This window comes from Pseudomonas sp. B28(2017), assembly GCF_002113025.1.
GTDB lineage: Bacteria > Pseudomonadota > Gammaproteobacteria > Pseudomonadales > Pseudomonadaceae > Aquipseudomonas.
On the sequence record NZ_NEJH01000011.1, the window covers coordinates 134,582 to 159,785 of the forward strand.

Sequence of the window (25,204 nt, forward strand, 5' to 3'; positions counted from 1 at the left end):
GACGCGTCACCCCAGGACGCAGCTGATGAGGACATTGCCCTGTGAACATTTTTGAAGCCTTGCGCGAAAGCCATGAACGCCAACGGACCTATGCCAGGGCGCTGATCCATACCAGCGGCGATACGCCTGAGCGGGTCGAGGCGTACAAGCAACTCAAGTCTGAATTGCAGGCTCACGCCACCGCCGAAGAGCGGCATTTCTACATTCCGCTGATGGCGTTCGACAACGGTGTCGACCTCAGCCGTCATGCCATCTGCGAACATCACGAAATGGACGAAATGATGGAGGCGCTGGACGACACCGAGATGTCCAGTGCGGCCTGGCTGGCGACCGCTAAAAAGCTCTCGGAGAAGGTTCATCACCATCTACGGGAAGAAGAACAGAAGTTCTTTCAAATGGCCGGCAAACTGCTCGACGACAAACAGAAAGAGGCGTTGGCCGGACAGTATGAGAAGGAGTACAAGGCGCAGCTTGCTTGAGGGGGCAAACGCTGTTCTTTTTCACTTATCATGTGCACCCTCAGACCAATAACAGGATGTGTTGTCATGTCGAACACGGCCGAACGGGTCAACATCGTCGAGTCTCAGGTGTTGTCCCACGACTGGTACCTGCTCAAGAAAATCACCTTCGATTACCAACGCAACAACGGCGAGTGGCAACGCCAGACCCGGGAAGTCTACGACCGTGGCAATGGTGCGGCGATTCTCCTCTACAACCGCGAAAAGCGAACCGTGGTACTGACCCGGCAATTTCGCCTGCCGGTGTTCGTCAACGGTCACGACGGGCTGTTGATCGAAGTGGCAGCGGGGCTGCTGGAAGGCGCGGCGCCTGAAGACCGCATCCGCGATGAGGCGGAGGAGGAGACGGGGTATCGCGTGCACCATGTGCAGAAGGTATTCGAGGCGTACATGAGCCCGGGATCGGTGACGGAAAAGTTGCACTTCTTCATTGCCGAATACGACGCGAAGTCGAAGGTCAGCGCCGGCGGCGGGCTGGAGGCGGAAACCGAGGAGCTCGAAGTGCTGGAGTGGGCGTTCGGGGACGCGCTCGAAGCGTTTTACCGTGGCGAGATCTGCGACGCCAAGACCATCATGCTGTTGCAGTATGCGGCGATGAAAAACCTCTTCTCCCAGGCATGATCAAAAGCCTGGCAGGCGTGCCGTGCCGGGCCATTGTCCACCTTCCAGCGTCAGCAACAACTCCTTCGCCTCAAGTCCACCGGCAAACCCGGTGAGCTTGCCCGATGCGCCAATCACTCGGTGACACGGTGCCACGATCGAAATCGGGTTCTTGCCATTCGCCGCACCCACGGCCCTGACCGCCGCCGGGTTGCCGATCTGTTCGGCGATCTGGCTGTAGCTGCGGGTCTCGCCGAACGGGATGGTCAGCAGCGCCGCCCAGACCTGCTTCTGAAATTCCGTGCCGGCAAAATCCAGTTCCAGTTCGAAGCGTTCGCGGGTGCCGGAAAAATATTCGCGCAACTGCGCAGCCGTGCGCACCAGGATCGGGTTGTCCGGCGCTTCGCTCATCGGACCGAGGCGCACCCGGCCGGGTTTGTCGTTTTCCCAGAGGATGGCCGCCAGTCGTGAGCCGTTCGCGACCAGCTTCAACTCGCCGACCGGGGAAGCCACGGTGATGCAGGTATAGGTCATGTCAGGGCTCGCGCGAAATGGCTTAACAGGCGTTAAGGATACTGTCTCGACGGGGAGGCGCAATACGTAATCCCGACCATACTTGGCTACGGCTTTTGAAGCGTTTTCCTACGAAATAACAAGAAGAGACCGACTCATGAAGTACGAACCTTTTGCCAAGTCGCTGATTGCGACCTCATTGGCACTCAGCTGCCTGACCACCCATGCCGCTTCCGTGGCCCCGGCTACCGGGGAAAACGGCATGGTGGTCACGGCCCAGCACCTGGCCAGCCATGTGGGCGTGGATGTGCTCAAGAACGGCGGCAACGCCGTCGATGCGGCGGTCGCGGTCGGCTATGCGCTGGCGGTGGTCTATCCCGCTGCCGGCAACCTCGGTGGCGGCGGTTTCATGACCATTCAACTGGCGGACGGGCGCAAGACCTTCCTCGACTTCCGTGAAAAAGCGCCGCTGGCCGCCACCGCCAACATGTACCTGGACAAGGAGGGCAACGTCGTTCCCGATTTGAGTACCCGTGGCCACCTGGCCGTGGGTGTGCCGGGCACGGTGTCGGGCATGGAACTGGCGCTGTCCAAGTACGGCACCAAACCGCGCAAGGAAATCATCGCCCCGGCCATCAAACTCGCTGAAGACGGTTTCGTGCTGGAGCAGGGCGACGTCGATCTGCTGGACTACGCCACCGACATGTTCAAGAAGGACATCAAGGATTCCGGCTCGATCTTCCTCAGCAACGGCGAACCGATGCAGGTCGGCCAGAAACTGGTGCAAAAGGACCTGAGCAAGACCCTGCGGGAAATCTCCGAGAAGGGTGCCGACGGTTTCTATAAAGGCTGGGTGGCTGACGCCATCGTCACCTCCAGCCAGGCCAACAAGGGCATCATCACCCAGGCCGACCTCGACAAATACAAGACCCGCGAACTGGCGCCCATCGAGTGTGACTACCGTGGCTACCACGTGATCTCGGCACCACCGCCAAGCTCCGGTGGCGTGGTGATCTGCGAGATCATGAACATCCTCGAAGGCTATCCGATGAAGGACCTGGGCTACCACTCGGCCCAGGGTATGCACTATCAGATCGAGGCGATGCGCCACGCCTATGTGGACCGCAACAGCTACCTCGGCGATCCGGATTTCGTGAAGAACCCGATTGCCCACCTGCTGGATAAAAACTACGCGACCAAGCTGCGCGAAGCGATCAAGCCGCAAAAGGCCGCGGTATCCAGCGAACTCAAGCCCGGTGTAGCCCCCCATGAAGGCAACAACACCACGCATTACTCCATCGTCGACAAATGGGGCAACGCGGTGTCGGTGACCTACACCCTCAACGACTGGTTCGGTGCCGGCGTGATGGCGAGCAAGACCGGGGTCATCCTCAACGATGAAATGGACGACTTCACCTCGAAAATCGGCGTGCCGAACATGTACGGCCTGGTGCAGGGCGAGGCCAATGCCATCGCACCCGGCAAGGCGCCGCTGTCGTCCATGAGCCCGACCATCGTCACCAAGGACGGCAAAGTGGTGATGGTGGTCGGCACTCCGGGGGGCAGCCGCATCATCACCGCGACCTTGCTGACCATGCTTAACGTGATCGACTACGGCATGAACATCCAGGAAGCGGTGGATGCGCCGCGTTTCCATCAACAGTGGCTGCCGGAGGAGACCAATCTGGAAGCCTTCACCACCAGCCCGGACACGGTGAAAATCCTCGAAAGCTGGGGGCACAAGTTTACCGGTCCGCAGGACGCCAACCACCTGGCGGCGATCCTGGTCGGCGCGCCATCCCTGGGTGGCAAACCGGTAGGCAAGAACCGTTTCTATGGGGCCAACGATCCTCGGCGCAATACCGGGTTGTCGCTGGGTTATTGAGGGTTGTGTCTGGAGGGGGACGGGCTTATGTTCGTCCCCTGATCCCTCGACATATCAAGGAAAGAAATCATGACCACTGCGTTATTGATCATCGACGTCCAGCAGGCTTTATGTTCCGGTGAGTACGAGTGCTTCGAGATCAGGCGCGTCATCGACACCATCAACGCTCTCAGTGCCCGGGCTAGAAAGTCCGGCGTTCCGGTGGTGCTCATCCAGCACGAAGAAGAGGGTGATCTGTTGAAACACGGTGCCCCAGGCTGGCAACTGGCCGAAGGGCTGGAAACGTCGCCCAAGGATCATCGCGTGCGCAAGACTGCCGGCGATTCGTTCTATCAGACCAACCTGCAACGGTTGTTGCCGGTACAGGACTTCGAAAGGCTGGTCATCTGCGGCCTGCAAACCGATTACTGTGTGAATGCAACCCTGCGTCAGGCGCATCAAATGGGGTATGACGTGGTGCTGGCCGCCGACGCGCATTCCACCATCGACAATGGCAATACCACTGCCGAAGACATCATTGCCCAGCACAACAAGGATTGGGCCGACCTGAGCGGTTCGGTGGCGCGGATCGATGTGGTCCCGGCTGCTGAAATCCGCTTCTGATAACACCATTACGCCCCCCTTGTAGGAGCGAGCAGGCTCGCTCCTACAAGGGTGAACCGAAAATCTCGATCAGCTCGTTCAGGAACGCACTCACCAGATCTCGCTGCCGCGAGGAATGCCGCACCGCCGCATGAAAGCTCACTTCATAGCGCAGCAGATCCGGGTTCAGCGGGTGCAACTGCCCCAGCTGTTCATGGCGAGTCGCGTAGTGCTGCGGCAGAAATCCCAGGTGCTGGCCGGATAGAATCAGCAGGGCCGCGCCGTCCATGCTGTCGGTGAGCACAGTCAGGCGCTCGATGGAGGTGGGGGCCGGCATTTCCGGCAGCGGATGGCTCGGCCAGACCCAGTCAAACCCGCTGACATCTTCGCGGGTCAGCGCGCCGACCTGGTCGAACAGCGGGTGCGAGGTCGCGCAGTACGCAATCTGGGTTTCCGGGAACAGCGGGAAATAATCGATGCTGGGCAAGCGGTGCCAGAAGTAACCGATGGCCAGGTCGATATGGCCGTTGATGATTTTTTCTTCCAGCAGGGATGACGACAGCTCGGTGAAATGGAAGTACAGCCCCTCGTGCCGAGCCCGCAAACGGGCAATGGCCAGGCCGATTTTCCTGTTCGCCACCGGGTCGATTTGCCCTAGCAAACCGATGTTGATATTGCCCGAGACTTTGCGGTTGATGTGCTGCACTTCAACCCGGAAACCCTCGGCCGCCGCCAGCAGACGTCGGGCCGCCTCAATGAACTGAGTGCCTTTGGGCGTGACCGAAAACCCGCCGCGTCCGCGTTCGCACAAGCGGAAACCGACCCGCGCTTCCAGCGTCGCCAGTTGCGCGCTGATCGTGGGTTGCGTGGTGTTGAGGGCGGTTTGGGCCGCCGAGATGCCGCCTGCTTCGACGACGGTCAGAAATACCCGGATCAGACGCAGATCCAGCTCCGTTACAGTTCCCAGCATGGGGGCTCCCGATTTTCGTTCACATAGATGCTGATCTATGTGAACAGTGTGCCTGCGATATTTTACTGCCAGAACTCACGCCCTACATTGCCGTGAAACCAGCGTCATCGTCAGCTTTTTCTGGAGTTTCACCTGAACTGGACGTCGTAGCGAGCGCTGTATCCACAAAAACAACAAACAACAGCATAGGAACAATCGTATGTCAGGTTCCCCAGTGTCTGCGCACGCCGCCGAGGCGAGCGGCGGGTTGGCCATCGAAGGCCACTCCATCGACTACATTCCGGAAAACGAACGCCACGCCAGACTTGGCAGCCAAGGGCCATTCTGGTTCCTGGGTAATTTCCACTTCTTCACCATCTCCATCGGCTTTGTCGGCCCGAGCCTCGGCTTGTCCGCCCTGTGGACCATGCTTGCCGGTGCCCTGGGCATTATGTTCGGTACTATTTTCATGGCGTTTCACGGCTCCCAGGGCCCGGAAATGGGTCTGCCGCAAATGATCCAGTCCCGTGCGCAGTTCGGTTATCGCGGGGTGATCCTGGCGTTGATGGCGACGATGTTTGTGTTCGTCGGTTTCAACGTGGTGAACATCTCGCTGATCATGAACGGCCTTGAACATGTGTTCGGCATTGACCCGACCATCGTCGCCGTGGCCGTGGTGTTGATCGGCGCGCTGTTGTCGATCTACGGCCACGACCTGATGCACAAGGCCTTCAAGTGGGCCTTGCTGGCGACCTTGCCGCTGTACGCACTGGTGACCATCGCCCTGATGTTCGGTGCGGGTCAGGAAGGTGTCACGCCGGCGACTGATCTGGGCTTCAACTGGGTGGCCTTCGCCACGTTGTTCGCCATCGGTGCCAGCTACAACATTTCCTATGCGCCCTACGTGTCCGACTATTCCCGTTACCTGCCGAAAAACACCAGCCGGGCAAAACTGATCGCGGCGGTGTTCATCGGCGCCTCGTTGTCGGGCAGTTGGATGATCGGCCTCGGTGCCTGGCTGGCGCAGCAATTGAAAGCGGCGGATGCGCTGGTGGCGTTGAATCAGGTCGGTTCCTCGATGATGCCGGGGCTGGGCAATCTGCTGGTGATCGTCTCGGTGGCGGGCTTCCTGCCGATCATCGCGCTCAATACCTACAGCGCCATGCTGACGCTGCTGACCGGCGTCGACTCGATCAAAAAAATCACCCCGACACCCCGCGCTCGTGTGCTGTCGATCAGTGTGATCAGCGTCATTCTGTTGACCTGCGTGCTGTCGATCAAAGGTGACGGCATCGCTCTGCTGAACACCTTCCTGGTGTTGTTGCTGTACTTCCTCGTGCCGTGGACCGCCGTCAACCTGGTGGACTACTTCTTCGTGCGCAAGGGCCGTTATGCGATTCCGCATTTCTTCACGCCAAAAGGCATCTACGGTGCCTGGCAATTTCGCGGCATCGTTTCGTACCTGATCGGCTTCGCCGCGATGGTGCCGTTCTTCTACATCTTTGACGCAGCGGCCAACAAGGAAGTGTTTGTCGGCCCGTTGGCGCGGATGCTGGAAGGCGTGGACATCGCCTGGCTGGTGGGTCTTGTGGTGTCGGGGCTGACCTACTACCTGCTCAGTCGCTCGATTGATCTGGCCGCCGAACGCCGGGTGATCGACGCGCTGAGCGAAAGCGACATCGTCGCCATGACCCATTTATCTGCGGAGACAGTGCGTTGAACAGCGCAAAAAATACCGTGGTCGCCTGCTGCCAACTGGCACCGAAAATAGGCGACCTGGCCTACAACCGCACGCTCACCGAACGCGCGATTCGCCAGGCAGCCTTTCAGGGCGCGCAAGTGGTCGTGCTGCCCGAACTGGTGCAGAGCGGCTATCTGTTTGCCGACCGCGATGAAGCGCTCAGCCTGGCGGAAACCGTTGAGGGGCCGACCTTGCAGCTGTGGCAGGCCCTGGCCCGTGAGCTGAACCTGGTGATCGTCGGCGGATTCTGCGAGTGCCTGTCTGGTGACGAACTGGCCAACAGCGCGGCGATGATCGACGCCAATGGCCTGCGTGCGGTATACCGCAAGGCGCATTTATGGGACGCCGAGAAGGACATCTTCAGCGCTGGTGATGCGCCACCGCCCGTGGTCGAAACGCTGCATGGACGGCTCGGCATGCTGATTTGCTATGACCTGGAATTCCCCGAATGGGTGCGTCTTCCGGCGCTGGCCGGGGCCGAGCTGCTGTGCGCGCCGGTCAATTGGCCCGACGGTCCGCGACCGCAAACCGAGCGCCCGGCCGAAGTGCTGCGGGTGCAGGCCAATGCCTCGGTCAACCGCATGTTCATCGCCGCCTGCGATCGCTATGGCCATGAACGTGGAGTCGGCTGGGTCCAGGGCTCGGTCATCGTCGATGTCGACGGCTACCCGCTGGCCGGGCCGGCGGAGCAGGGCGGCGAGCAGATGTTGCTGGCCACGCTGAACCTCGCCGAGGCACGCAACAAGCGCATCAGCGCCCGCAATGACCTGCATAAGGACCGGCGGCCGCAGTTGTACGGTTGAGCGGCTGTTTGTAACTGTGGATGTCACGGCGCGCTGGACGCCATTCCCGGCGCTATGGCATCGTCCAGGCAACAGACCATGCCGTGAACGGGATCGCAATGATGGAGGAGGGAAAGGAGGTCGACGACAACAGGTCGCTGGCCACGCTGAAGGCGTTCAATCATTGCGTGTTGCATTTGGGGCGGCTGGCGCGGGAAAGCGGGGCGTCGCGGTTCATCGCCGATGGTCTGCAGGCATTCGCTCAACTGGTGCCCTTCGCGTCTGCCTGGTGGGGCGAAATGTCTTCACCCGGTCCCAATGTACCTCCGCAAAGCTGGATGCATGGAAGCATCAATCTCCCCGAATCCTTTGTCGCCGAATGGCATCCGGTGGCGGCAAACGATCAGTTCTCCCACGCCACGCTCAATCGTCCCGGTGAGGTGGTGCGTGACAGTGGTTTCAACGACCCTTGCGAGGCGGTTAACGATTTCGCCCGGCGTCACGATCTCTATCACTTGATGAGCATCACCTTTGAGCTACCCGAAAGCGGCATGATGTTTTTCGTCTGTCTTTACCGTGGCCAGGATGAACAGGCGTTCGAGGGGAACGAGGCCGAGCTGTTTTCGGCGTTCTGCGATCACCTGTTCCAGCTGTGGCGGTTTCAGGTACAGGACATGATTCGCTTCGACAGCGAAAACGGCGCGAGTGACTTTGGCGTCGCGCGCATGGACGGCAGCCTGCTGTATGTCGGGGCCAGGCTGTGTGCCGCCATTCAACGTGAATTACCGGGCTGGAGCGGTTCGATGCTGCCGGGCGAGGTGATCGCACAACTGCCAAAGGCACCCTGCGTGATCCGCCTGGGCCGCTGCGCCCTGACCCTGAGCCCCAACGCCGAACACGTCATCCTGTCCCTTGAAGCACCCTCGGGCGGGGACGGCCTGGCGCCACGGGAGCGCACGGCGGCGATGCTGTTTGCCGCCGGTCACTCCTACAAAGAGATCGCCAAAATCCTCGCCCTGAGCCCCGCGACCGTGCGCACCTATTTGCGTAACTGCTACTTGCAGCTCGGCGTGAAAAGCAAGGTGGAGCTGGGTTCTGTCCTCCGTTCGCCGGGTGCGCTGGCGGAGTCCGCGCGCCGGGACTGATCCCGGCAGTTTCAATTATTTGCCTGACCCCTCCTCATTTGCAGAGGTCCATTCGCGTGCTGCGCCCTATAGGGTAGGCCCTGTCTATACAAGGGCTTGTGCAGTCGCTTCGGGCCGCTTCAAAACAATAAGAACAGGGGTGAGGCATTTGAGACTTTCCAGGTTGTTTATCGCTGTTGCGTCGACAACGGCATTTTCCAGCATGGCGTTGGCGGCGACACCCGCCGACACGGTCATGCGCAATGGCTACGTTTACACTGTCGATGGCCAGAATTCAGTGCAACAGGCCATCGCCATTGCGGGTGGCAAGATCGTCTATGTCGGCAGCGATGCCGGGGTCGATGGCTACATCGGCAAGCAAACACAATTGATCGACCTGGCCGGACGCATGCTGATGCCGGGCTTCGTCGATGCGCACATGCATCCGGGGGATGGCGGTCGCGCCATGACCTTGTGTGACCTGAAATACCAGACCATGACCCGCGCGCAGTTTCAGGCGAGCATTCAGGCCTGCCTCGATGCCGACAAGGACAAGGGCCCGGACGTCTGGCTGGAGGTCGGCAGCTGGGACCGCATGGGCATGACCGGGCTCGACGGCGATGCCGACAAATCGACCCTGGACGCGCTCAAGACCCGGCGCCCGATTCAGGTGCGCTCCACCGACTTCCACACCGTGCTGACCAACTCTCGCGGTCTGGAACTGGCCGGGATCAGCAAGAACACCGCCGATCCCGAAGACGGTAAATACCGACGTGACAGCGCTGGCAACCCGAACGGTATCTGCGAAGACGGCGCCGCCGAATCGATGGCCGCCGCAGTGCCACCCGCAACCGACGCGGAAAAACTCAATCAGGTTCGAGCGGCCCTCGATGCCATGCGCCAGCAAGGCATCACCAGTTTCTTCGATGCACTGTCGGGGCCGGAAAACGGCAAAGCCTTCACCCGCCTGCAACAGTCCGGCGAGCTGACCGCCCGGGCCTTGTTGGCAATCAAGCTGGACCCGGCCGCCGCTGCCGCCGACCCGGTGAAGACCATCGCCGAGGCCAGGGCCATGGCCAACACCTATGACCAGGGCGAAGTGAAGGTCGTGCCGGGTGTGAACATGCGCCACGTCAAACTGTTCATGGACGGCATCATCAATGCCCCGGCGGACACTGGCGCCATGTTGACGCCGTATCTGCACAACAGCGGCACCGATCAGGCGCCGAAGTGGACGCCGGGCAAAAACCTGGGTGAACTGTACTTCCCGCCGCAGGTGCTCAATCCGCTGTTGCTGCAAGCGGTCAAGGCCGGTTTCGATCCGCACCTGCACGCTACCGGCGAGCGCGCAGTACGGGACGCGCTGGACAGCGTCGCCTACGTGCGTCAGCAACTGCCCGGTCAAGACTTCCGCCCGGCCATCGCTCACGCCGAGTCAGTCGATCCTGCCGACTATTCGCGTTTCAAGGCACTGGACGTCACGGCCACCATGTCGTTCCAGTGGGCGCAGCAGGCACCGTCCACGGTCGACGGCACCAGCGATCACCTCGGCGCCGAGCGATTCGAGCGCATGGAGCCCTCGGGCAGCATCGCCCATGCCGGCGGCCGGGTGGCGTTTGGCAGCGATTGGCCGGTCGATCCCCTCGATGAGTTCCTGGCGCTGAAAGTCGGTGTCACCCGTTCCGGCGACCCCAGCAATCCACACAGCTATGGGCCGAAGTATGCCGGGCGACTCAATGCCGATCCGACGCTGTCGCGAGCCGAAGTGCTGCGCAGCATCACCCTCAATGCCGCCGAACAGCTGAAGCTGGACGCGGTGCTGGGTTCGGTCGAAGTCGGCAAGTTCGCTGACCTGATCGTGCTCGACAAGAACTTCATGCAGGTGCCCGAGGAGGAGCTGGGGCGTAACGACGTGCTGCTGACGCTGGTCGGCGGCAAGGTCGTGTGGGCCAAGGCGCCGTTCCTGGGGCTTGCGCCACAGGTGGTTTCCCAAGTCGTCAGCTCCCGATCCGTCCAATAAAAATCAGAGGGCGTTCCGATGCGATTCATTCCAAACCTGTTGGCCGCCGCGCTGGCCTTGTCCTCGGTACAGGCAATGGCCGCCGCCGACCTGGTGTTGTTCAATGGCAAGGTTTTTACCGCCGAACCCGGCCAGGCGCTGGTGCAAGCGGTGGCGGTGCAGGACGGCAAGATCCTCAAGGTCGGCAGCGATGCCGAAATCAATGCCCTGGCCGATGCCGGGACCCAACGTATCGACCTGGCGGGCAAGGTGCTGATGCCAGGCATGATCGACACCCACAGCCACCCGGTGGTGGGAGCGTTCGACAGCATGAGGGCCAACCTGCTGGACGAGGTCAAACCCTTGCCGGAACTGGAGCAATGGTTGATCGAAGAAGACAAGGCCGGGCGTGCCCGCTCCGGCGATGTGATCAGCGTGGCCGGGGTCAGTTCGGCCTACTGGGAGAAAAGCCGTGAACTGGGCAAGGTGTTCAACCGGGGGCGCTGGGCCGATCAGCCGATTGTCTTCAGCGGCATCGACGGGCACACCGGTTGGGCCAACAACGCGATGCTCAAACGTCTGAACATCGATGCGGCACTGGTCAAGAGCCTGCCGGAAAAACAGCGCGGTTACATCGGGCATGAACAGGACTTCACGCCCAACGGCTACTTTGCCGAATCCCGCTGGGACGTGGTGCGTAACGCAATTCCTGCGCCCGACCCGCAGACCATGCTCAAGGCCGCGAAAGAGGCGGTGCGGGTCAACAATCAATATGGCGTCACCGCCTGGATGGACGCGGCGGCGAACGGCGGCAGTGAAGATTCGCTGTTTGACTTCAAAGCCACCACGGAAAGTGTCGGTGTACTGCCGCTGTACAAGGCGCTGGCGCAGAACGGCGAACTCAGCGCTCACGTCGCCGCATTGATGGTCACCAACCCGAAGAGCAAACCTGCCGACCTGGAAGTGATCGCCACGGTGATGAAGCAGTTCGAGGGCGTGCCCAACCTGACGTTCCCCGGCATCAAGGTATTTGTCGACGGCATTCTCGAATTCCCGGGGCAAACCGCTGCGGTCATCGTGCCGTACAAGAACAGCCACAAGGACGGTCAACTGCTGACCGACCCGGCGCACTTCGGCGAGCTGGTGGTGGCGGCGGAAAAACACGGCTGGATTGTGCACATGCATGCCGTCGGCGACCGTGCCGTGCGTGAGTCGCTCAACGGCGTGGCTTATGCGCGCAAACTCAGCCCGACGCCGGTGCCCCACAGCATCGCCCACCTGCAACTGGTCAATCCCAAGGAGTTTCCACGCTTCAAGCAGTTGGGCGTTATTGCCTCCATGCAGCTGCTGTGGGCTACCGGCGAGTCTTACACCGTCGAACTGGTCAAACCCTACATCAGCGCCTTTGCCTACGGTTACCAGTATCCGGCGCGGTCCCTGCATAACGCTGGCGCGACGATTGCCGGTGGCAGCGACTGGCCGGTGTCCAGCCCGAATCCGTTCAACGCCATCGCCCAGGCCAGCACACGCAAGGGGCCATTGGGCGTACTCAATGCCAAGGAGAGCATCGACCGCCAGACCATGTTCTACGCCTACACCCTCAATGCCGCCAAAACCCTGCGCCTGGAGAAACAGATCGGTTCGTTGGCGCCGGGCAAGCAGGCTGACCTGATCATCCTCGACCGCGATGTGTTCAAGGTCAGCGATGACGAGCTGTTCGAAACCAAAGTCCTGAAAACTTTCTTCGCCGGCAAGCAGGTCTACGCCCCCGCGTCCTGACCTGCGTACACCCGGTACACGCAAAAAACCAGCCAGCCCCTCGTAGCACGAGGGGTGTGGCATCGCCATGCCTGAAATTCCCCGTACGCCATAACAACAAGAGAACTGTATGAACGCACTTTCAGCATTGACCGTCGCTGCGCTGGCCTTGGTTCCTTTGACCAGCCAGGCCCTGGCCCTCAACGATGATTTCAGCCTGGACATGACCCTGGGCGTCGTCAGCGACTACCGTACCCGCGGCATCTCGCAAACCCAGGGCGATCCGGCCGTGCAGGGTGGCGCGACACTGATGCACGGCAGCGGCCTGTACATCGGTGCCTGGACCTCCAACGTGGATTTCGGCGGTGGCTTCGATACTCGCCAGGAGCTTGAGTACTACGCCGGTTACTACTGGCAGGCCACGGACGCGATCAGCCTCGATCTGGGCTACATCAAGTACGACTATCCGAAGAATTCCGAATTCAACCTGAGCGAGATCTACGCCATTCTCGATGTCTATGGCGTGAAGCTCGGCGCCTATTACTCGAACGATACACCGAACGTTTTCGGTGAAGACCAGGACACGCTCTACACCTATGTCGGTTACAAGTTCATACTGCCGGCCGATGTCGGCCTGGAGTTGCGGGTGGGGCGTAACGACGTGAAGGACCCGGCTTTCTGGTCGGCCAATGGCGAAAATCGCGAGGCATATTACGAGTGGGAAGCCAAGTTGACCCGCGACTTCGTCGGCGTGACCTGGGGCCTGAGCTATGTCGACACCGACCTGACGAAAAGCGAATGCAGTGGTTGGTATGGCTATGACGACCTGTGCTCGGCCACGGTCGTGGCGAGCGCCACCAAGACCTTTTAAGTTCTATCCCTGACAACAAAAACAGTTCCTCAAAGGAAACACGGTATGACTCACCCACATAGGTAACAAAACAGTTCAAGCACATGGGTAACAGTTTTTAATTGACACTGGTCGATTCCGAGGATTTGACCATGCCGGGCGTGATCTATTACGCGCTGGCCAAACCGTCGATGAGTGCGGTGGCGGTAGAGCGGGGTTGATACCTGAAGTACCTAGGGAAGCATTTGATTAACGCTTCGGCAGGTTCCAGCGCTGGCGCAACTGTTCGTACTGCGCTTCGGGCAGTTGCACCAGCACCGGGGATTTGCCCGGGTCCAGCCAGTTCAACAACCGCGCGATATCCGCCGGGGCCATGGCGGTGCAGCCGCGAGTCGGCGCCGTGGGGCCGCGCCAGATGTGGAAAAAAATGCACGATCCGGCGGCGGGAGTGGCCAAGGTGTTGTGCCGGATGAAAATGCCCTGGCGGTACAAGTCATCACTGCGGCGCATGCGCTCGGAACTGCTCCAGTCTCTTGCAACGGCCGAGCTGTCGACCAATTCGTTGTAACGAGCCGATTGGCCGTCGTCCACGCATTCGATGGTCGCTGTCAGCGGCAGGTAGGGCAGGCGGGTATTGGCCGAAGGTTCGTAGCCAAACGCCGTGCCCAGGCTGAATACTCCAGCCGGGGCCTTGCCGTCGCCTTCCTGTTTGACCGGCCCTTCAGGTCGCCCGGGGTTGAGTTGGCCCTTGCCCCAGCCCATGCCGTTCTTGCCGAGCACCACCGCAAAGGGGGCTTCGAACTTTTCAAACGACTTGCCGTGCCGCTCATAGCGCTGGGCAGTGGCCTGGATGTCATCCCAGTCTTTGCTGGTGACCACGATCAGTTGATCGCTGTCGTCGAGCCCCTGAGCCAGGGCGATCAGTGGAAACAACAGCAGCAACAGGGTCTTGATCAGCTTGTTCATGGTGCCAACGGCGTGATGGGGAAGTTCATGACGTCCGGCTTCTGTGGATTCCCGCTGTACGTGAAGTGCCACCACTCGGCCGAATAACCCACAAAGCCCTGTTTTTGCATCGCGTCATTGAGCCGCTGTCGATTCGCTTTGGCTGTCGCACTGATCTGCGCCGAGTCCGTATGCGCACGCTCATCGAAGCAATCGAAACCGGTGCCCATGTCGAGCGCGCCGTCGTGCCAGCGCTGATCGTAAGGTGCGGTGCAATCCACCGGCGTGGCCGAAGGTGTCCAGGTGTCGGCGGGCAGGGCGCCGGGGCCGGTCAGGGTCAGGTCGACAGTGTTGCCCCGGGAATGATTGGACACCCGGGCTACATAACCCAGGCGCCAGAAGTCTTGCTTGTCGACACGTGGATAGAACTCGGTCTTGAGCGGGTCGCCGGGTTCGGTGGCAAAGCGGCCCATGTCCGCCACCGCACGCTGGGGTCGATAGCAATCGAACACCTTCAAACCGTAGCCCTCGGTTTCAAGCGTCGCTTGCACCCGGGCCAGGGCGTTGGCGGCATCCGCCGACAGCAAGCATTCTGCCGCCTCGTAGCCGTCGAGCGGGTGGCCGGTGAAGTTGTGGGCGCTGGCGTAGCGGATGTCCTGCCTGATGCCCGGGGCAATACTGCGCACATACACCATGTGCCCGGGTTTCGGCTCGTCGGCCATGCACGGCAGGGCAAGGCTCAGGCACAGCATCGACAGACAGGGTGAACGAAACATCGGGAACGGCTCCATGCATGACCAGTCGTCTCATGATGGCTTGAAACCGTCTGTACCTCCATGAAGTTGTTGATCGGCGTGATAGGACGAACGCACCAGCGGCCCCGACGCCACGTTCCTGAAGCCCATGCGCGTGCCTTCCTCGGCGAACCAGGCAAAGGTGTCCGGATGCACGAAGCGTTGCACCGGCAAGTGACTGCGCGAGGGTTGCAGGTACTGGCCGAGGGTCAGCATGTCAATGTCGTGCTCGCGCATGCGCTGCATGACCTCAATGACTTCCTCGTCAGTCTCGCCCAAGCCCAGCATCAGACCGGATTTGGTCGGTACGCGGGGCACGGCGAGCTTGAATTTTTGCAGCAGGTCCAGCGACCACTCGAAGTCCGAGCCCGGCCGCGCGGCCTTGTACAGGCGCGGTACGGTTTCCAGGTTGTGGTTGAACACATCCGGTGGCTCATCGGCGGTGATCGCCAGGGCCACGTCCATGCGTCCACGATAATCCGGCACCAGGGTTTCCAGTTGAATGCCGGGGGACAGCTTGCGGATCTCGCGCAGGCAATCGACAAAGTGCCGGGCGCCACCGTCGCGCAAATCGTCGCGGTCCACCGAGGTGATCACCACGTACTTCAGGCGCAGTTCGGCGATGGCCACGGCCAGGTTCAGCGGCTCGTTGGCGTCCAGCGGCTTGGGCCGGCCATGGCCGACATCGCAGAACGGGCAGCGACGGGTGCAGATGTCGCCCATGATCATGAACGTCGCGGTGCCACCGGAGAAACATTCACCGAGGTTCGGGCACGAGGCTTCTTCGCAGACGCTGTGCAGTTTGTGCTTGCGCAACAGTTGCTTGATCCGCTCGACCTCGGGAGAGACCGGCATGCGCACGCGAATCCAGTCGGGTTTGCGCGGGAACTCATCCGTGGGAATGATCTTCACCGGAATCCGCGCCACCTTTTGCGCGCCGCGCAGTTTGGTGCCGACCTCCACTTTGGCCAGGCTGTTGCCGGTCGATTCGACAATGGCGTTCATCGTTTTTTCCTTGTGCAACAGGACGCGTTACCTGTGGGAGCGAGCCTGCTCGCGAATGCGGTGTGCCAGCCAGAATTGAAGGTGACTGACACTCCCTCTTCGCGAGCAGGCTCGCTCCCACAAGGGTTTTGTGTTGTGTAGTCAGTCGCGGTAGACCGGGAAGTCCGCGCACAAGGCAGCCGCTTGTTGAGCAACCTGAGCTTCCACCTCGGCATCGCCGAGGTGATCGAGGATGTCGCAGATCCACCCGGCCAACGCAATGCTCTGCGGCTCCTTGAAGCCACGGCTGGTGATCGCCGGCGTACCGATGCGCAGGCCGGACGTCACGAACGGCGATTGCGGATCGTTGGGCACGGCGTTCTTGTTCACGGTGATGCCGGCACGCCCGAGGGCGGCGTCGGCGTCTTTGCCGGTCAGGCCCTGGCGGATCAGGCTGACCAGGAACAGATGGTTGTCGGTGCCGCCGGATACCACGTCATAACCGCGCTCGATAAACACCTGCGCCATGGCCTGGGCGTTACGGATCACTTGCGTCTGATAGGTCTTGAAGCCTGGCTCCAACGCCTCTTTGAAGCACACGGCCTTGGCGGCGATCACGTGCATCAGTGGGCCACCCTGACCGCCGGGGAACACGGCAGCGTTGAGCTTCTTTTCCAGTTCCGCATTGGCCCTGGCCAGAATCAGACCGCCACGCGGACCGCGCAGGGTCTTGTGCGTGGTGGTGGTGACCACGTCGGCGTAGGGCAGGGGATTGGGGTACAGACCCGTGGCCACCAGGCCGGCGACGTGGGCCATGTCGACGAAGAAATACGCGCCGACCTTGTCCGCGATCTGGCGGAAGCGCGGGAAGTCCAGGGTTTTCGAATAGGCCGAGAATCCGGCGATGATCATCTTCGGCTTGTGCTCGACAGCCAGGCGCTCGACTTCGTCGTAATCGATCAGGCCGGTGGTGGTGTCGATGCCGTACTGCACGGCGTTGTACAGCTTGCCGGAAAAACTCACCTTGGCGCCATGGGTCAGGTGGCCGCCATGGGCCAGGCTCATGCCGAGCACGGTGTCGCCGGCCTGCAGCAGGGCCAGATAAACCGCCGCGTTGGCCTGGCTGCCGGAGTGCGGCTGGACGTTGGCGTAATCAGCGCCGAACAGCTGTCTGGCGCGGTCGATGGCCAGTTGCTCGACCACATCGACGTGCTCGCAGCCGCCGTAGTAGCGCTTGCCCGGATAGCCTTCGGCGTACTTGTTGGTCAGGCCGCTGCCTTGCGCTTGCATCACCCGTTGGCTGGTGTAGTTTTCCGAGGCGATCAACTCGATATGGTGTTCCTGCCGCGCATCTTCGGCGTTCATCGCCGCCAGCAGTTCGTCGTCATAGCCTTGGATCTGGTCGTGCTTGCTGAACATGGTGTGGTCCTTGTGTGGAGGGGTGGGCTTCAGGCGTCGGCGTGGTCTGCGGTCAGGCGCTCATAGGCGTCCTGATCCAGCAAGTCGCTCAACGCCTCGACATCGAGCGGTTTGAAGCGAAAGAACCAGCCTTCGCCCAAGGGGTCTTCGTTGACCAGTTCCGGAGTGCTCTCAAGCGTCGCGTTGATCTCGACCACTTCACCGTCCAGCGGCATGCCGATACTGCTGGCGGCCTTCACCGATTCCAGCACCGACACCTCAGCGCCTGCAGCGAAGGCCCCCAGTTCAGGCACCTGAACGAATACCACATCCCCCAGTGCCTGCTGGGCGAACGCGGTGATGCCGACGGTGACCAGGCCATTGCTCTCAAGGCGCAACCATTCATGTTCGACGGTAAAACGCAATTGGCTCATATCAACTCCTTATTGTTTTAAGGCTCGAGGCGGGGCGACGAGCGGGGTTGGAGGAGTGATAGCAAGGGCGGTGCCAAGGTTACTTAGTTCTTATAAATCAATGGCTTGATGGATTTTTGTGATATTCGTGGCATTTCGCTCGTATTGAAATCAATACAGACAGGCAAGACCTCGGATGCAGGCACCGCGATTGCTGGCAGGGAAGGGCGTGTCTTGATTCCGATACGCTGTATCGATTTGCAGACGCCGAATTCAGCTACGACACAATCCACTGTGGGAGCGGCGGTGCGGCGATCCCACAGGGTTCAGGGCTGTCAGGGAGGATCCTTAGGCCTTGCCGGGAATCCCGTATTTGCGCAACCGAATCGCAATCGCGCTATGGGACGTCTGCAACCGTGCAGCGAGCAACCGGCTGGACGGGTAGCTGCGATAAAGCTGTTCCAGCAGGTTCTTTTCAAAGTCGCCCACCGCCTCTTCCAGGCTGCCGACTTCGCCGTCGTTTTGCCGTTCAACGGCGGTGCGGGCGATGTCGAGGTCGTCGATGTCCACCAGCGGATTTTCGCAAATCGCCGCCGCGCGAAAGATTACGTTTTGCAGTTGCCGCACGTTGCCGGGCCAGCGATTGCCGAGCAGGGCGCTGAAGGTGCTCGGTGCCAAACGACACGCCGGTCGCTGGATCTGTGCACAGGCCTGTTGCATGAAGTGATTGGCCATCAACAGGATGTCGTGACCGCGCTCGCGCAGCGGCGGTACTTGCAGGTTGAGCACGTTGAGGCGGTAGAACAGGTCTTCGCGAAAACGCCCCTCGGCGACCATTTTTTCCAGGTCACGGTGGGTCGCGCTGAGTACCCGCACATTGACCCGGACTTCCTTGTCGCCACCCACTCGACGGAAGCAGCCATCGCTCAGAAAACGCAGCAGTTTGGCTTGCAGGTAGGGCGACATTTCCCCGACTTCATCGAGGAACACCGTGCCCTGATCAGCCAGTTCCAGCAGGCCGAGCTTGCCGCCCCGTTGCGCGCCGGTGAAGGCGCCGGGGGCGTAGCCGAACAGCTCGCTTTCGGCCAGGCTCTCCGGCAGTGCCGCGCAGTTCAGGGCCAGAAACGGCGCATCGTGCCGTGGGCTGATGGCGTGGCAGGCGCGGGCCACCAGCTCCTTGCCGGTGCCGGTTTCACCCTGGATCAGCAAAGGCGCATCGAGGGCCGCGACGCGCTGGGCACGTGCCTTGAGCGCTCGGATCGGCGGAGATTCGCCGAGCAGCGCATCGAAGCCTTCGGCATGGTCATGGTGCAGCGCCGACAGGCGTTCACCGATGCGATTGGGTTGATACAGGGTGAGCAGGGCGCCAGCGTCGGTGATCGGCATTGCATCGAGGAGAAACGTCTGGCCACCGAGGCTGACCTCGTGCATGGGCAGGCGGAAATGGTGATCGATCAGGGTGCGTTGCAAGTCGGCATCGTCGAACAGCGCGGTCAGCGATTCACCGGCCGGTTCGTGCCCGCAGAGGGCGATCAGCGCCGGGTTGGCCAGCAGCACATGACCACGGTCATCCACCGCCAGCACCGGGTCGGAACTGGCGGCCAGCAAGGCGTCCAGCTGCAGGCGCCGGCGTTGCCCCGGAAGGATGTCGACCATGGTCACCGCTTGCACGCCGCGTACGTCGAAAAGCGCCTCCCGCAGTTCTTCGAGCACGTCGGCGCCGAGGGTCGGGGCGTCGATGTAGACGTTCGGCGGCACCATCTCGACGGCGTCCAGATTGAAACTGCGTCCACCGAGCAGGGCCAGCACTTCCTGGGTGATTCCGACGCGGTCGATGAAGGTGACGTGGATGCGCATGACAGGCCTGCAAGGTTGGCGAACCGAATCAGTATGCCCGGCAAATTTTCAATTTGGCGAGTGTCACATCACGGTTTTGCGGTTTTGCGGGCGCTGGCGGCCAGGTCCTCGAGGAACGCCTGGAGGATCGGCGGCGGTGCCACGCCGCGTCGGGTGATTACGTCGAACGGCGACTTCAGGCGCAGGCTCGCGGGCGCCAGTTGATGCATCTCGCCGCTCTTCACCCACTGGCTGGCGAAGTGCTCGGGCAGGAAGCCCACATAGGCGCCGGAGATGATCAGGATGGCCGACGCCTCGATGTTGTCCACGGTGGCCGCCGCCTTGGTGATACCCAGGTGTTCCAGATCGTATTGCTGCATGTAGCCACGCACGACGATGCGCCCTGCGCCAACCTCTTCGAGCAGTTCGGCACCCTCGGCCTGGCTGCCGAACAACGGGTGTCGCCGGCCGCAATACAAGCCCAGGGCTTCCTGGTACAGCGGCGCTTGCAACAGGCCCGGCACATGGATCGGGAAGTGCCCGATGGCCAGGTGCAAGCGACCGTCGAGCACCCGTTCTTCAAGTTCTGCCGGGGTGCCGACGTATACGTTCAGGTGCACGTCATGCCCGCGGGAGACAAAGCGTTGGGTGGTGCGCGGAATCGGCGAGTCGGGGTCGGTAATCGTGGTGTCGATGATCCCCAGGTTGAGCTTGCCGCTGATGTGCTGCTTGAGCACGTCGGCGTCCATGCAGAAATTCTCCACCGCCGACAGCAGGCGCTGGGTGGCTTCATGAATCGCCACGCCTTGTTCGGTCAGGCGAAAGCCGCTTCGACCTCGCTGACAGAGTTTGACCCCGAGCCGGGTTTCCAGGTGGGTCATCTGCTCGCTGATGGTCGACTGCCCGGCGTTCAATGCCGCCTGCGCGGCCGAGAAGCCACCGCAGCGCACAATCGTGGCAAACACCCTGAGCAGTTTCAGGTCGACATCGTGCAGCTGGATCATCTGGGACCTCCGGCATGGGGATGCATCGGGAATACCGATATGAGTATCTGATGTTTAGCATTTTTTCCACGAAAACCTGCGCCCATAGTCTTTCCAACGGCGGTCGCCTTGCAGTCCGCCAGGCCGATAACAAGAAGTGGAGAGGCTAGAAATGTCGAACAACGGTTATGAATCCGGTCGCCTGAACCTGCCATTCGTGGGTCATTGCACCTTTGGCAAATCCCCGGTGTGCACCGATTGGGATGCACTGGATGCCGACGTCGCGGTGCTTGGCGTGCCCAACGACATGGGCACCCAGTGGCGCTCCGGCGCACGCTTCGGACCACGCGGGATTCGTGAAGCATCGACGCTGTTTTCCTTCGGCCACGCCGGCGCCTACGATCACGAAGATGACGTGATGTACCTCACTGCATCGGACGTGCGCATGGTCGACGTCGGTGATGCCGACATCGTCCACACCGACATGGCCACCAGCAACAAGAACACCGAATACGCCGTGCGCAAGATCCTCGATGCCGGCGTGATGCCGGTGGTGCTCGGCGGCGATCACTCGGTGCACGCGCCAGTGATCAAGGCCTTCGAAGGGCGTGGCCCGATCCACATCATTCACTTCGATGCGCACCTGGACTTCGTCGACGAACGCCACGGTGTTCGCTACGGCCACGGCAACCCGCTGCGCCGTGCTTCGGAAATGAACCACATTGTCGGCATGACCCAGATGGGCATTCGCAACGTGTCGTCATCCAACCGCGATGACTATGAGGCCGCCCACGAAGCCGGCTCGAAAATCCTCTCGGTGCGCGACGTGCGTCGCCTCGGCGTCGAGGGTGTGCTGGCGCTGATCCCGCAGAACATCAACTACTACATCACCATCGACATCGACGGTTTCGACCCGTCCATCGCCCCCGGCACCGGCACCCCGAGCCACGGCGGCTTCCTCTACTACGAAGTGCTGGAAATCATCCAGGCCCTGGCCAAGCGCAGCAAGGGCAACATCGTCGGCATGGACCTGGTGGAAGTGGCGCCGGTGTACGACCCGACCGGCATGACGTCGATTCTCGCCGCGCAATTGCTGCTCAACAGCATCGGCTTCATCTTCCATGAGCGGGGCAAGGTGCGGGCGGCCGAAAGTGAAACCACTGCGGCCTGACAGCCATTTCCGATCATCGAAACCAGTGACCCGGCAGGACCTGACTGCCGGGCAGAGAGAATAAAAATGGACACGATCGTCAAAAGTTACCTGCAGAAATTCGGCGTCAGCGAAGCCACCCAGACCTTCCTCAGCAAGGTCCAGAAGATGTTCATCGGTGGCGCTTGGGTCGAAGCCAGTGACGGCCAGACTTCCGAGGTGATCGAACCCTCGACCGAAGGCCTGATCACCCGTATTCCCATGGGCACCACCGACGACCTGGACCGCGCCGTGCAAGCAGCCCGCGCCCAGTTCGACGGCGGCGCCTGGCGTCAGGCCAAACCGGCCGAACGCGAACGCATGATTCAACGCCTGGCCGACCTGATCGAACAGAACGCTGCTGAACTGGCGGAAATCGAATCCATCGACATGGGCAAATCGGTTGCCTTCGCCAAGGACGTGGACATCCAGGGCACCGTGGATACCCTGCGTTACTTCGCCGGCTGGGCCACCAAGCTGCACGGCCGTACCGTCGAACCCTCGCTGCCGGGCAATTACCTGGCCTATACCCGCAAGGAAGCGGTGGGCGTCGTCGGCGCCATCGTGCCGTGGAACTTCCCGCTGCAGACCATGGCCTGGAAGCTCGGCGCGGCGCTGGCCACGGGTTGCACCGTGGTGGTCAAGCCTGCCGAGCTGACCTCGTTGTCGGCCCTGCGCTTCGCCGAGCTGGTGCAGGAAGCGGGCATCCCTGACGGCGTGATCAACATCGTCACCGGGCGTGGCAGCGTGGTCGGTGCGGCCATGGCCACCCACCCCGGCATCGACAAACTGACCTTCACCGGATCGACCCCGGTAGGCCGTACCGTCGGTCGTGCCGCGCTGGACGAGATGAAGCGCCTGACCCTCGAACTCGGTGGCAAATCACCGGTCATCGTCTTCGCCGATGCCGACATCCCGGCCGCCGCCCAGGCGGTCGCCAACGGCGTGTTTTTCAACTCCGGGCAGGTATGCGACGCCGGTACGCGGGCCTATATTCATAGCAGTGTCTACGACGAATTTCTGCGTGAGCTGATCGCCTACACACGCACCCTGAAAATGGCCCCGGGCCTGGACCCGGACTGCTTCATCGGGCCGCTGGTTTCGGCCCTGCAAAAGCAGCGCGTGACCGAGTACATCGAAACCGGCAAGGCCGAAGGCGCCGAGCTGGTCTACGGCGGCCAACCGGTCGATGGCCCTGGCTTCTTCGTCGAGCCGACCATCTTCGCCCATTGCCGCAACGACATGCGCATTGTCCAGGAGGAGATCTTCGGCCCGGTGCTGGTCACCGCACCGTTCGACGATGAAGAAGAGGCGCTGGCCCTGGCCAACGACTCGCCTTACGGCCTGGCTGCCGCACTGTATTCCAACGACCTTGGCAAAGTGCACAGCCTGATCCCGCGCCTCAAGACCGGTTCGGTCTATGTCAACGCCCACGGCACCCTTGATCCGTCGATGCCGTTCGGTGGCTACAAGCAGTCCGGATTCGGCAAGGACCTGGGCGCCGAGCAGCTCGATTACCTGCTTGAAACCAAGGCAGTCTGGATCACGCTGCCGAGCTGACACTAGCCCTTTGTGGGAGCGAGCCTGCTCGCGAAGAGGTCGGCACATCCGACATCTGTGTTGCCTGACCCACCGCTTTCGCGAGCAGGCTCGCTCTCACAGGTTTTGCGTCATTTGCACCATTGGCAAATTTGAAATTCGGGAACGGCAAGGAGGCTCCCGGGCGTCGTTCACCCGAAAGAACGCGGTTATCTCGTCATGATCTTCCAACAATAAGAGTCCGTCATGAACACTAACGCCAAGTCCGCCACGAGCGTGTCCACCCTCGACGAAAAATCCGTCGTCGAGGGGCATTCGATCGACTTCATCCCCGAGAACGAGCGCACCGACAAACTGTCGAGTCAGGGCCCGTTCTGGTTCCTCGGCAATTTCACCTTCTTCACCATGACCATCGGCTTCGTTGGCCCGAGCGTCGGCCTGACCGCGCTCTGGACCACGCTCGCCGGCACGCTGGGCATCATGTTCGGCACGCTGTTCATGGCGTTTCACGGCTCACAAGGCCCGCACCTTGGCCTGCCGCAGATGATTCAGTCCCGTGCGCAGTTCGGTTATCGCGGGGTGATCCTGGTGCTGCTGGCGACGCTGTTCGTGTTTGCCGGCTTCAACATCGTCAACCTGGTGCTGATGATGCAGGGGCTGCACACGCTGTTCGGGTTCAACCCGGCGGTGATCGCTGTGGCAGTGACCATACCGGCGGCGGTGCTGGCGATCCTCGGCCATGACTGGATGCACCGCAGCTTCAAATGGGCGTTGTTCCTGTCATTGCCGTTGTATGGCCTGGTGACCGTGGCGGTGTTGATGGGCTGGGTGCCGGACGCGGCCATGCCGGCGCTGGCGGCGGGCGAAGCGGCCCCGGCGCCACTGGGTTTCAACTGGACCGGTTTCATTGCGCAGTTTGCGGCGGCCGCCAGTTACAACATCGCCTACGCCCCGTACGTGTCGGACTACTCGCGCTACCTGCCGAAGAACACTTCCAGCGGCAAGCTGATCGCGGTGGTGTTCCTCGGGGCTTCGCTGTCCGGTGCGTGGATGATCTCCGTGGGTGGCTGGCTGGCCGATCACCTGCACTCCACTGACGTGCTGGTCGCCCTCGGACAAGTCGGCAACACCGTGTCGCCGCTGGTGGGCACGGCGGTGGTGGTCGTCACCATCCTGGCGTTCCTGCCGGTGATCGCGATGAACATCTACAGCGCCAAGCTGACCACGCTGACTTGCGTCGATTCGATCAGGCACATCGAACCAACGCGCAAGGCACGCATTCTGGCCATCGGTTTCGTGATCCTGCTGCAACTGGGCGTGGCCCTGAGCATCCAGAGTTCCGGCAAAGGCCTGTCGGTGCTGGGGATCTACCTGGTGGTGATGCTGTACTTCCTGGTGCCCTGGACTTCGGTCAACCTCACCGACTACTTCTTCGTGCGCAAGGGCCGCTATGCCATCCCGCACTTCTTCATGCCCCACGGCAACATCTATGGCAGCTGGGGACTGCGCGGTATCGCAGCCTATGCCATCGGTTTTATCTCGATGATCCCGTTCTTCTACATCTTCGATGGCGTTGAACAGCGTGAGGTGTATGTCGGCCCGCTCGCCAAGGCGTTGGGCAGCATCGACATCGCCTGGCTGGTCGGGCTGATCGTGTCGGGACTGGCGTACTACTGGCTGAGCCGCTCGATCGACCTCAAGCGCGAAGAGGCGGTTATCCAGCAGATCGAAAAAGCCTCCCCGCAATACACCACCGGCGACACGCTGACCCACAAGCAGCAACCACTGCCGGTATTCACTGAATCGACGGTCGGGAGATGAC

At 61.4% G+C, this 25,204-nt stretch carries 22 protein-coding genes; 13 read left to right on the forward strand and 9 right to left on the reverse strand.

Annotated elements, in window-relative coordinates:
• The first annotated feature begins 41 nt into the window (after positions 1–41).
• Together CAF65_RS23105 and CAF65_RS23110 are read left to right on the forward strand one after the other, a co-directional pair.
• The gene (locus CAF65_RS23105; RefSeq protein WP_085718342.1) at positions 42–479 is read left to right on the forward strand and encodes a hemerythrin domain-containing protein; all 438 of its coding nucleotides are present in this window, start codon (positions 42–44) and stop codon (positions 477–479) included.
• A gap of 66 nt (positions 480–545) precedes the next feature.
• Positions 546–1,139: an NUDIX domain-containing protein gene (locus CAF65_RS23110; RefSeq protein ID WP_085718343.1), complete on the forward strand. Its 594-nt coding sequence runs from the start codon at positions 546–548 to the stop codon at positions 1,137–1,139.
• Here CAF65_RS23110 and CAF65_RS23115 read toward each other — a convergent pair whose 3' ends face one another.
• The gene (locus CAF65_RS23115; RefSeq protein WP_085718344.1) at positions 1,140–1,652 is read right to left on the reverse strand and encodes a methylated-DNA--[protein]-cysteine S-methyltransferase; all 513 of its coding nucleotides are present in this window, start codon (positions 1,650–1,652) and stop codon (positions 1,140–1,142) included.
• A gap of 136 nt (positions 1,653–1,788) precedes the next feature.
• Here CAF65_RS23115 and ggt point away from each other — a divergent pair, with 136 nt between their 5' ends.
• Both ggt and CAF65_RS23125 read left to right on the forward strand, forming a co-directional pair.
• Positions 1,789–3,516 carry a gamma-glutamyltransferase gene (gene ggt / locus CAF65_RS23120; protein ID WP_085718345.1) on the forward strand — a complete coding sequence of 576 codons (1,728 nt, stop codon included), beginning with the start codon at positions 1,789–1,791 and terminating at the stop codon, positions 3,514–3,516.
• Between the two features lie 69 nt (positions 3,517–3,585).
• Positions 3,586–4,119, forward strand: coding sequence for a cysteine hydrolase family protein (locus CAF65_RS23125; protein ID WP_085718346.1), 534 nt, complete (start codon positions 3,586–3,588; stop codon positions 4,117–4,119).
• 43 nt (positions 4,120–4,162) lie between these two features.
• Here the strand turns inward: CAF65_RS23125 and CAF65_RS23130 are convergent, their stop codons facing one another.
• Complete coding sequence (locus CAF65_RS23130) at positions 4,163–5,068, reverse strand: LysR family transcriptional regulator (RefSeq protein ID WP_085718347.1); 906 nt, start codon at positions 5,066–5,068, stop codon at positions 4,163–4,165.
• Between the two features lie 199 nt (positions 5,069–5,267).
• On the opposite strand from CAF65_RS23130, the gene CAF65_RS23135 reads away from it, so the two are divergent.
• From CAF65_RS23135 to CAF65_RS23160, 6 genes are all read left to right on the forward strand, one after another.
• Entirely contained in the window at positions 5,268–6,767 is a 1,500-nt protein-coding gene (locus CAF65_RS23135) for a cytosine permease (protein WP_085718348.1), read from the forward strand.
• Complete coding sequence (locus CAF65_RS23140) at positions 6,764–7,591, forward strand: nitrilase family protein (protein ID WP_085718349.1); 828 nt, start codon at positions 6,764–6,766, stop codon at positions 7,589–7,591. Before CAF65_RS23135 ends, CAF65_RS23140 begins: the two co-directional genes overlap by 4 nt.
• A gap of 101 nt (positions 7,592–7,692) precedes the next feature.
• Positions 7,693–8,715: a helix-turn-helix transcriptional regulator gene (locus CAF65_RS23145; protein ID WP_085718350.1), complete on the forward strand. Its 1,023-nt coding sequence runs from the start codon at positions 7,693–7,695 to the stop codon at positions 8,713–8,715.
• A 202-nt stretch (positions 8,716–8,917) separates the two neighbouring features.
• Positions 8,918–10,714 carry an amidohydrolase gene (locus CAF65_RS23150; RefSeq protein ID WP_143492155.1) on the forward strand — a complete coding sequence of 599 codons (1,797 nt, stop codon included), beginning with the start codon at positions 8,918–8,920 and terminating at the stop codon, positions 10,712–10,714.
• Positions 10,715–10,732: 18 nt separating this feature from the next.
• Complete coding sequence (locus tag CAF65_RS23155; RefSeq protein WP_085718352.1) at positions 10,733–12,472, forward strand: amidohydrolase; 1,740 nt, start codon at positions 10,733–10,735, stop codon at positions 12,470–12,472.
• Between the two features lie 109 nt (positions 12,473–12,581).
• Entirely contained in the window at positions 12,582–13,322 is a 741-nt protein-coding gene (locus CAF65_RS23160) for a TorF family putative porin (protein WP_085718353.1), read from the forward strand.
• Positions 13,323–13,550: 228 nt separating this feature from the next.
• Here CAF65_RS23160 and CAF65_RS23165 read toward each other — a convergent pair whose 3' ends face one another.
• The 7 genes from CAF65_RS23165 to CAF65_RS23195 form a co-directional block, all read right to left on the reverse strand.
• Positions 13,551–14,267, reverse strand: a complete 717-nt coding sequence (locus tag CAF65_RS23165) for a L,D-transpeptidase (RefSeq protein WP_085718354.1) — start codon at positions 14,265–14,267, stop codon at positions 13,551–13,553.
• Complete coding sequence (locus tag CAF65_RS23170; protein ID WP_085718355.1) at positions 14,264–15,022, reverse strand: M15 family metallopeptidase; 759 nt, start codon at positions 15,020–15,022, stop codon at positions 14,264–14,266. The genes CAF65_RS23165 and CAF65_RS23170 overlap by 4 nt, the downstream gene beginning before the upstream one ends.
• Positions 15,023–15,052: 30 nt before the next feature.
• On the reverse strand, positions 15,053–16,045 hold the full coding sequence (gene lipA, locus CAF65_RS23175; RefSeq protein WP_085718356.1) for a lipoyl synthase: 993 nt from the start codon (positions 16,043–16,045) through the stop codon (positions 15,053–15,055).
• 141 nt (positions 16,046–16,186) lie between these two features.
• The gene (glyA, locus tag CAF65_RS23180) at positions 16,187–17,443 is read right to left on the reverse strand and encodes a serine hydroxymethyltransferase (protein WP_085718357.1); all 1,257 of its coding nucleotides are present in this window, start codon (positions 17,441–17,443) and stop codon (positions 16,187–16,189) included.
• A 29-nt stretch (positions 17,444–17,472) separates the two neighbouring features.
• Positions 17,473–17,856 carry a glycine cleavage system protein GcvH gene (gene gcvH, locus CAF65_RS23185; protein ID WP_085718358.1) on the reverse strand — a complete coding sequence of 128 codons (384 nt, stop codon included), beginning with the start codon at positions 17,854–17,856 and terminating at the stop codon, positions 17,473–17,475.
• 327 nt (positions 17,857–18,183) lie between these two features.
• Positions 18,184–19,692 carry a sigma-54-dependent transcriptional regulator gene (locus CAF65_RS23190; RefSeq protein WP_085718359.1) on the reverse strand — a complete coding sequence of 503 codons (1,509 nt, stop codon included), beginning with the start codon at positions 19,690–19,692 and terminating at the stop codon, positions 18,184–18,186.
• A gap of 68 nt (positions 19,693–19,760) precedes the next feature.
• The gene (locus CAF65_RS23195) at positions 19,761–20,675 is read right to left on the reverse strand and encodes a LysR family transcriptional regulator (RefSeq protein ID WP_085718360.1); all 915 of its coding nucleotides are present in this window, start codon (positions 20,673–20,675) and stop codon (positions 19,761–19,763) included.
• Positions 20,676–20,826: 151 nt separating this feature from the next.
• Between CAF65_RS23195 and speB the strand changes: the two genes are divergently transcribed.
• From speB to CAF65_RS23215, 3 genes are all read left to right on the forward strand, one after another.
• Positions 20,827–21,825 (forward strand): agmatinase, encoded by a 999-nt coding sequence (gene speB / locus CAF65_RS23200; protein ID WP_085718361.1) that lies wholly within the window; start codon positions 20,827–20,829, stop codon positions 21,823–21,825.
• A gap of 66 nt (positions 21,826–21,891) precedes the next feature.
• Complete coding sequence (locus tag CAF65_RS23205) at positions 21,892–23,403, forward strand: aldehyde dehydrogenase (RefSeq protein WP_085718362.1); 1,512 nt, start codon at positions 21,892–21,894, stop codon at positions 23,401–23,403.
• 225 nt (positions 23,404–23,628) lie between these two features.
• Positions 23,629–25,203 carry a cytosine permease gene (locus CAF65_RS23215; protein ID WP_085718364.1) on the forward strand — a complete coding sequence of 525 codons (1,575 nt, stop codon included), beginning with the start codon at positions 23,629–23,631 and terminating at the stop codon, positions 25,201–25,203.
• The last annotated feature ends 1 nt before the right edge of the window (position 25,204 follow it).

Bases quoted from the DNA above. Each gene is read 5' to 3' on its own strand.
- CAF65_RS23125 (WP_085718346.1), top strand. From the start codon at position 3,586: ATGACCACTGCGTTATTGATCATCGACGTCCAGCAGGCTTTATGTTCC.
- CAF65_RS23155 (WP_085718352.1), top strand. From the start codon at position 10,733: ATGCGATTCATTCCAAACCTGTTGGCCGCCGCGCTGGCCTTGTCCTCG.
- CAF65_RS23215 (WP_085718364.1), top strand. From the start codon at position 23,629: ATGAACACTAACGCCAAGTCCGCCACGAGCGTGTCCACCCTCGACGAA.
- CAF65_RS23190 (WP_085718359.1), bottom strand. From the start codon at position 19,692: ATGCGCATCCACGTCACCTTCATCGACCGCGTCGGAATCACCCAGGAA.
- CAF65_RS23160 (WP_085718353.1), top strand. From the start codon at position 12,582: ATGAACGCACTTTCAGCATTGACCGTCGCTGCGCTGGCCTTGGTTCCT.
- speB (WP_085718361.1), top strand. From the start codon at position 20,827: ATGTCGAACAACGGTTATGAATCCGGTCGCCTGAACCTGCCATTCGTG.
- CAF65_RS23150 (WP_143492155.1), top strand. From the start codon at position 8,918: ATGGCGTTGGCGGCGACACCCGCCGACACGGTCATGCGCAATGGCTAC.
- CAF65_RS23170 (WP_085718355.1), bottom strand. From the start codon at position 15,022: ATGTTTCGTTCACCCTGTCTGTCGATGCTGTGCCTGAGCCTTGCCCTG.
- ggt (WP_085718345.1), top strand. From the start codon at position 1,789: ATGAAGTACGAACCTTTTGCCAAGTCGCTGATTGCGACCTCATTGGCA.
- CAF65_RS23135 (WP_085718348.1), top strand. From the start codon at position 5,268: ATGTCAGGTTCCCCAGTGTCTGCGCACGCCGCCGAGGCGAGCGGCGGG.
- gcvH (WP_085718358.1), bottom strand. From the start codon at position 17,856: ATGAGCCAATTGCGTTTTACCGTCGAACATGAATGGTTGCGCCTTGAG.
- CAF65_RS23115 (WP_085718344.1), bottom strand. From the start codon at position 1,652: ATGACCTATACCTGCATCACCGTGGCTTCCCCGGTCGGCGAGTTGAAG.
- CAF65_RS23130 (WP_085718347.1), bottom strand. From the start codon at position 5,068: ATGCTGGGAACTGTAACGGAGCTGGATCTGCGTCTGATCCGGGTATTT.
- CAF65_RS23110 (WP_085718343.1), top strand. From the start codon at position 546: ATGTCGAACACGGCCGAACGGGTCAACATCGTCGAGTCTCAGGTGTTG.
- CAF65_RS23205 (WP_085718362.1), top strand. From the start codon at position 21,892: ATGGACACGATCGTCAAAAGTTACCTGCAGAAATTCGGCGTCAGCGAA.
- CAF65_RS23195 (WP_085718360.1), bottom strand. From the start codon at position 20,675: ATGATCCAGCTGCACGATGTCGACCTGAAACTGCTCAGGGTGTTTGCC.
- CAF65_RS23145 (WP_085718350.1), top strand. From the start codon at position 7,693: ATGGAGGAGGGAAAGGAGGTCGACGACAACAGGTCGCTGGCCACGCTG.
- lipA (WP_085718356.1), bottom strand. From the start codon at position 16,045: ATGAACGCCATTGTCGAATCGACCGGCAACAGCCTGGCCAAAGTGGAG.
- CAF65_RS23165 (WP_085718354.1), bottom strand. From the start codon at position 14,267: ATGAACAAGCTGATCAAGACCCTGTTGCTGCTGTTGTTTCCACTGATC.
- glyA (WP_085718357.1), bottom strand. From the start codon at position 17,443: ATGTTCAGCAAGCACGACCAGATCCAAGGCTATGACGACGAACTGCTG.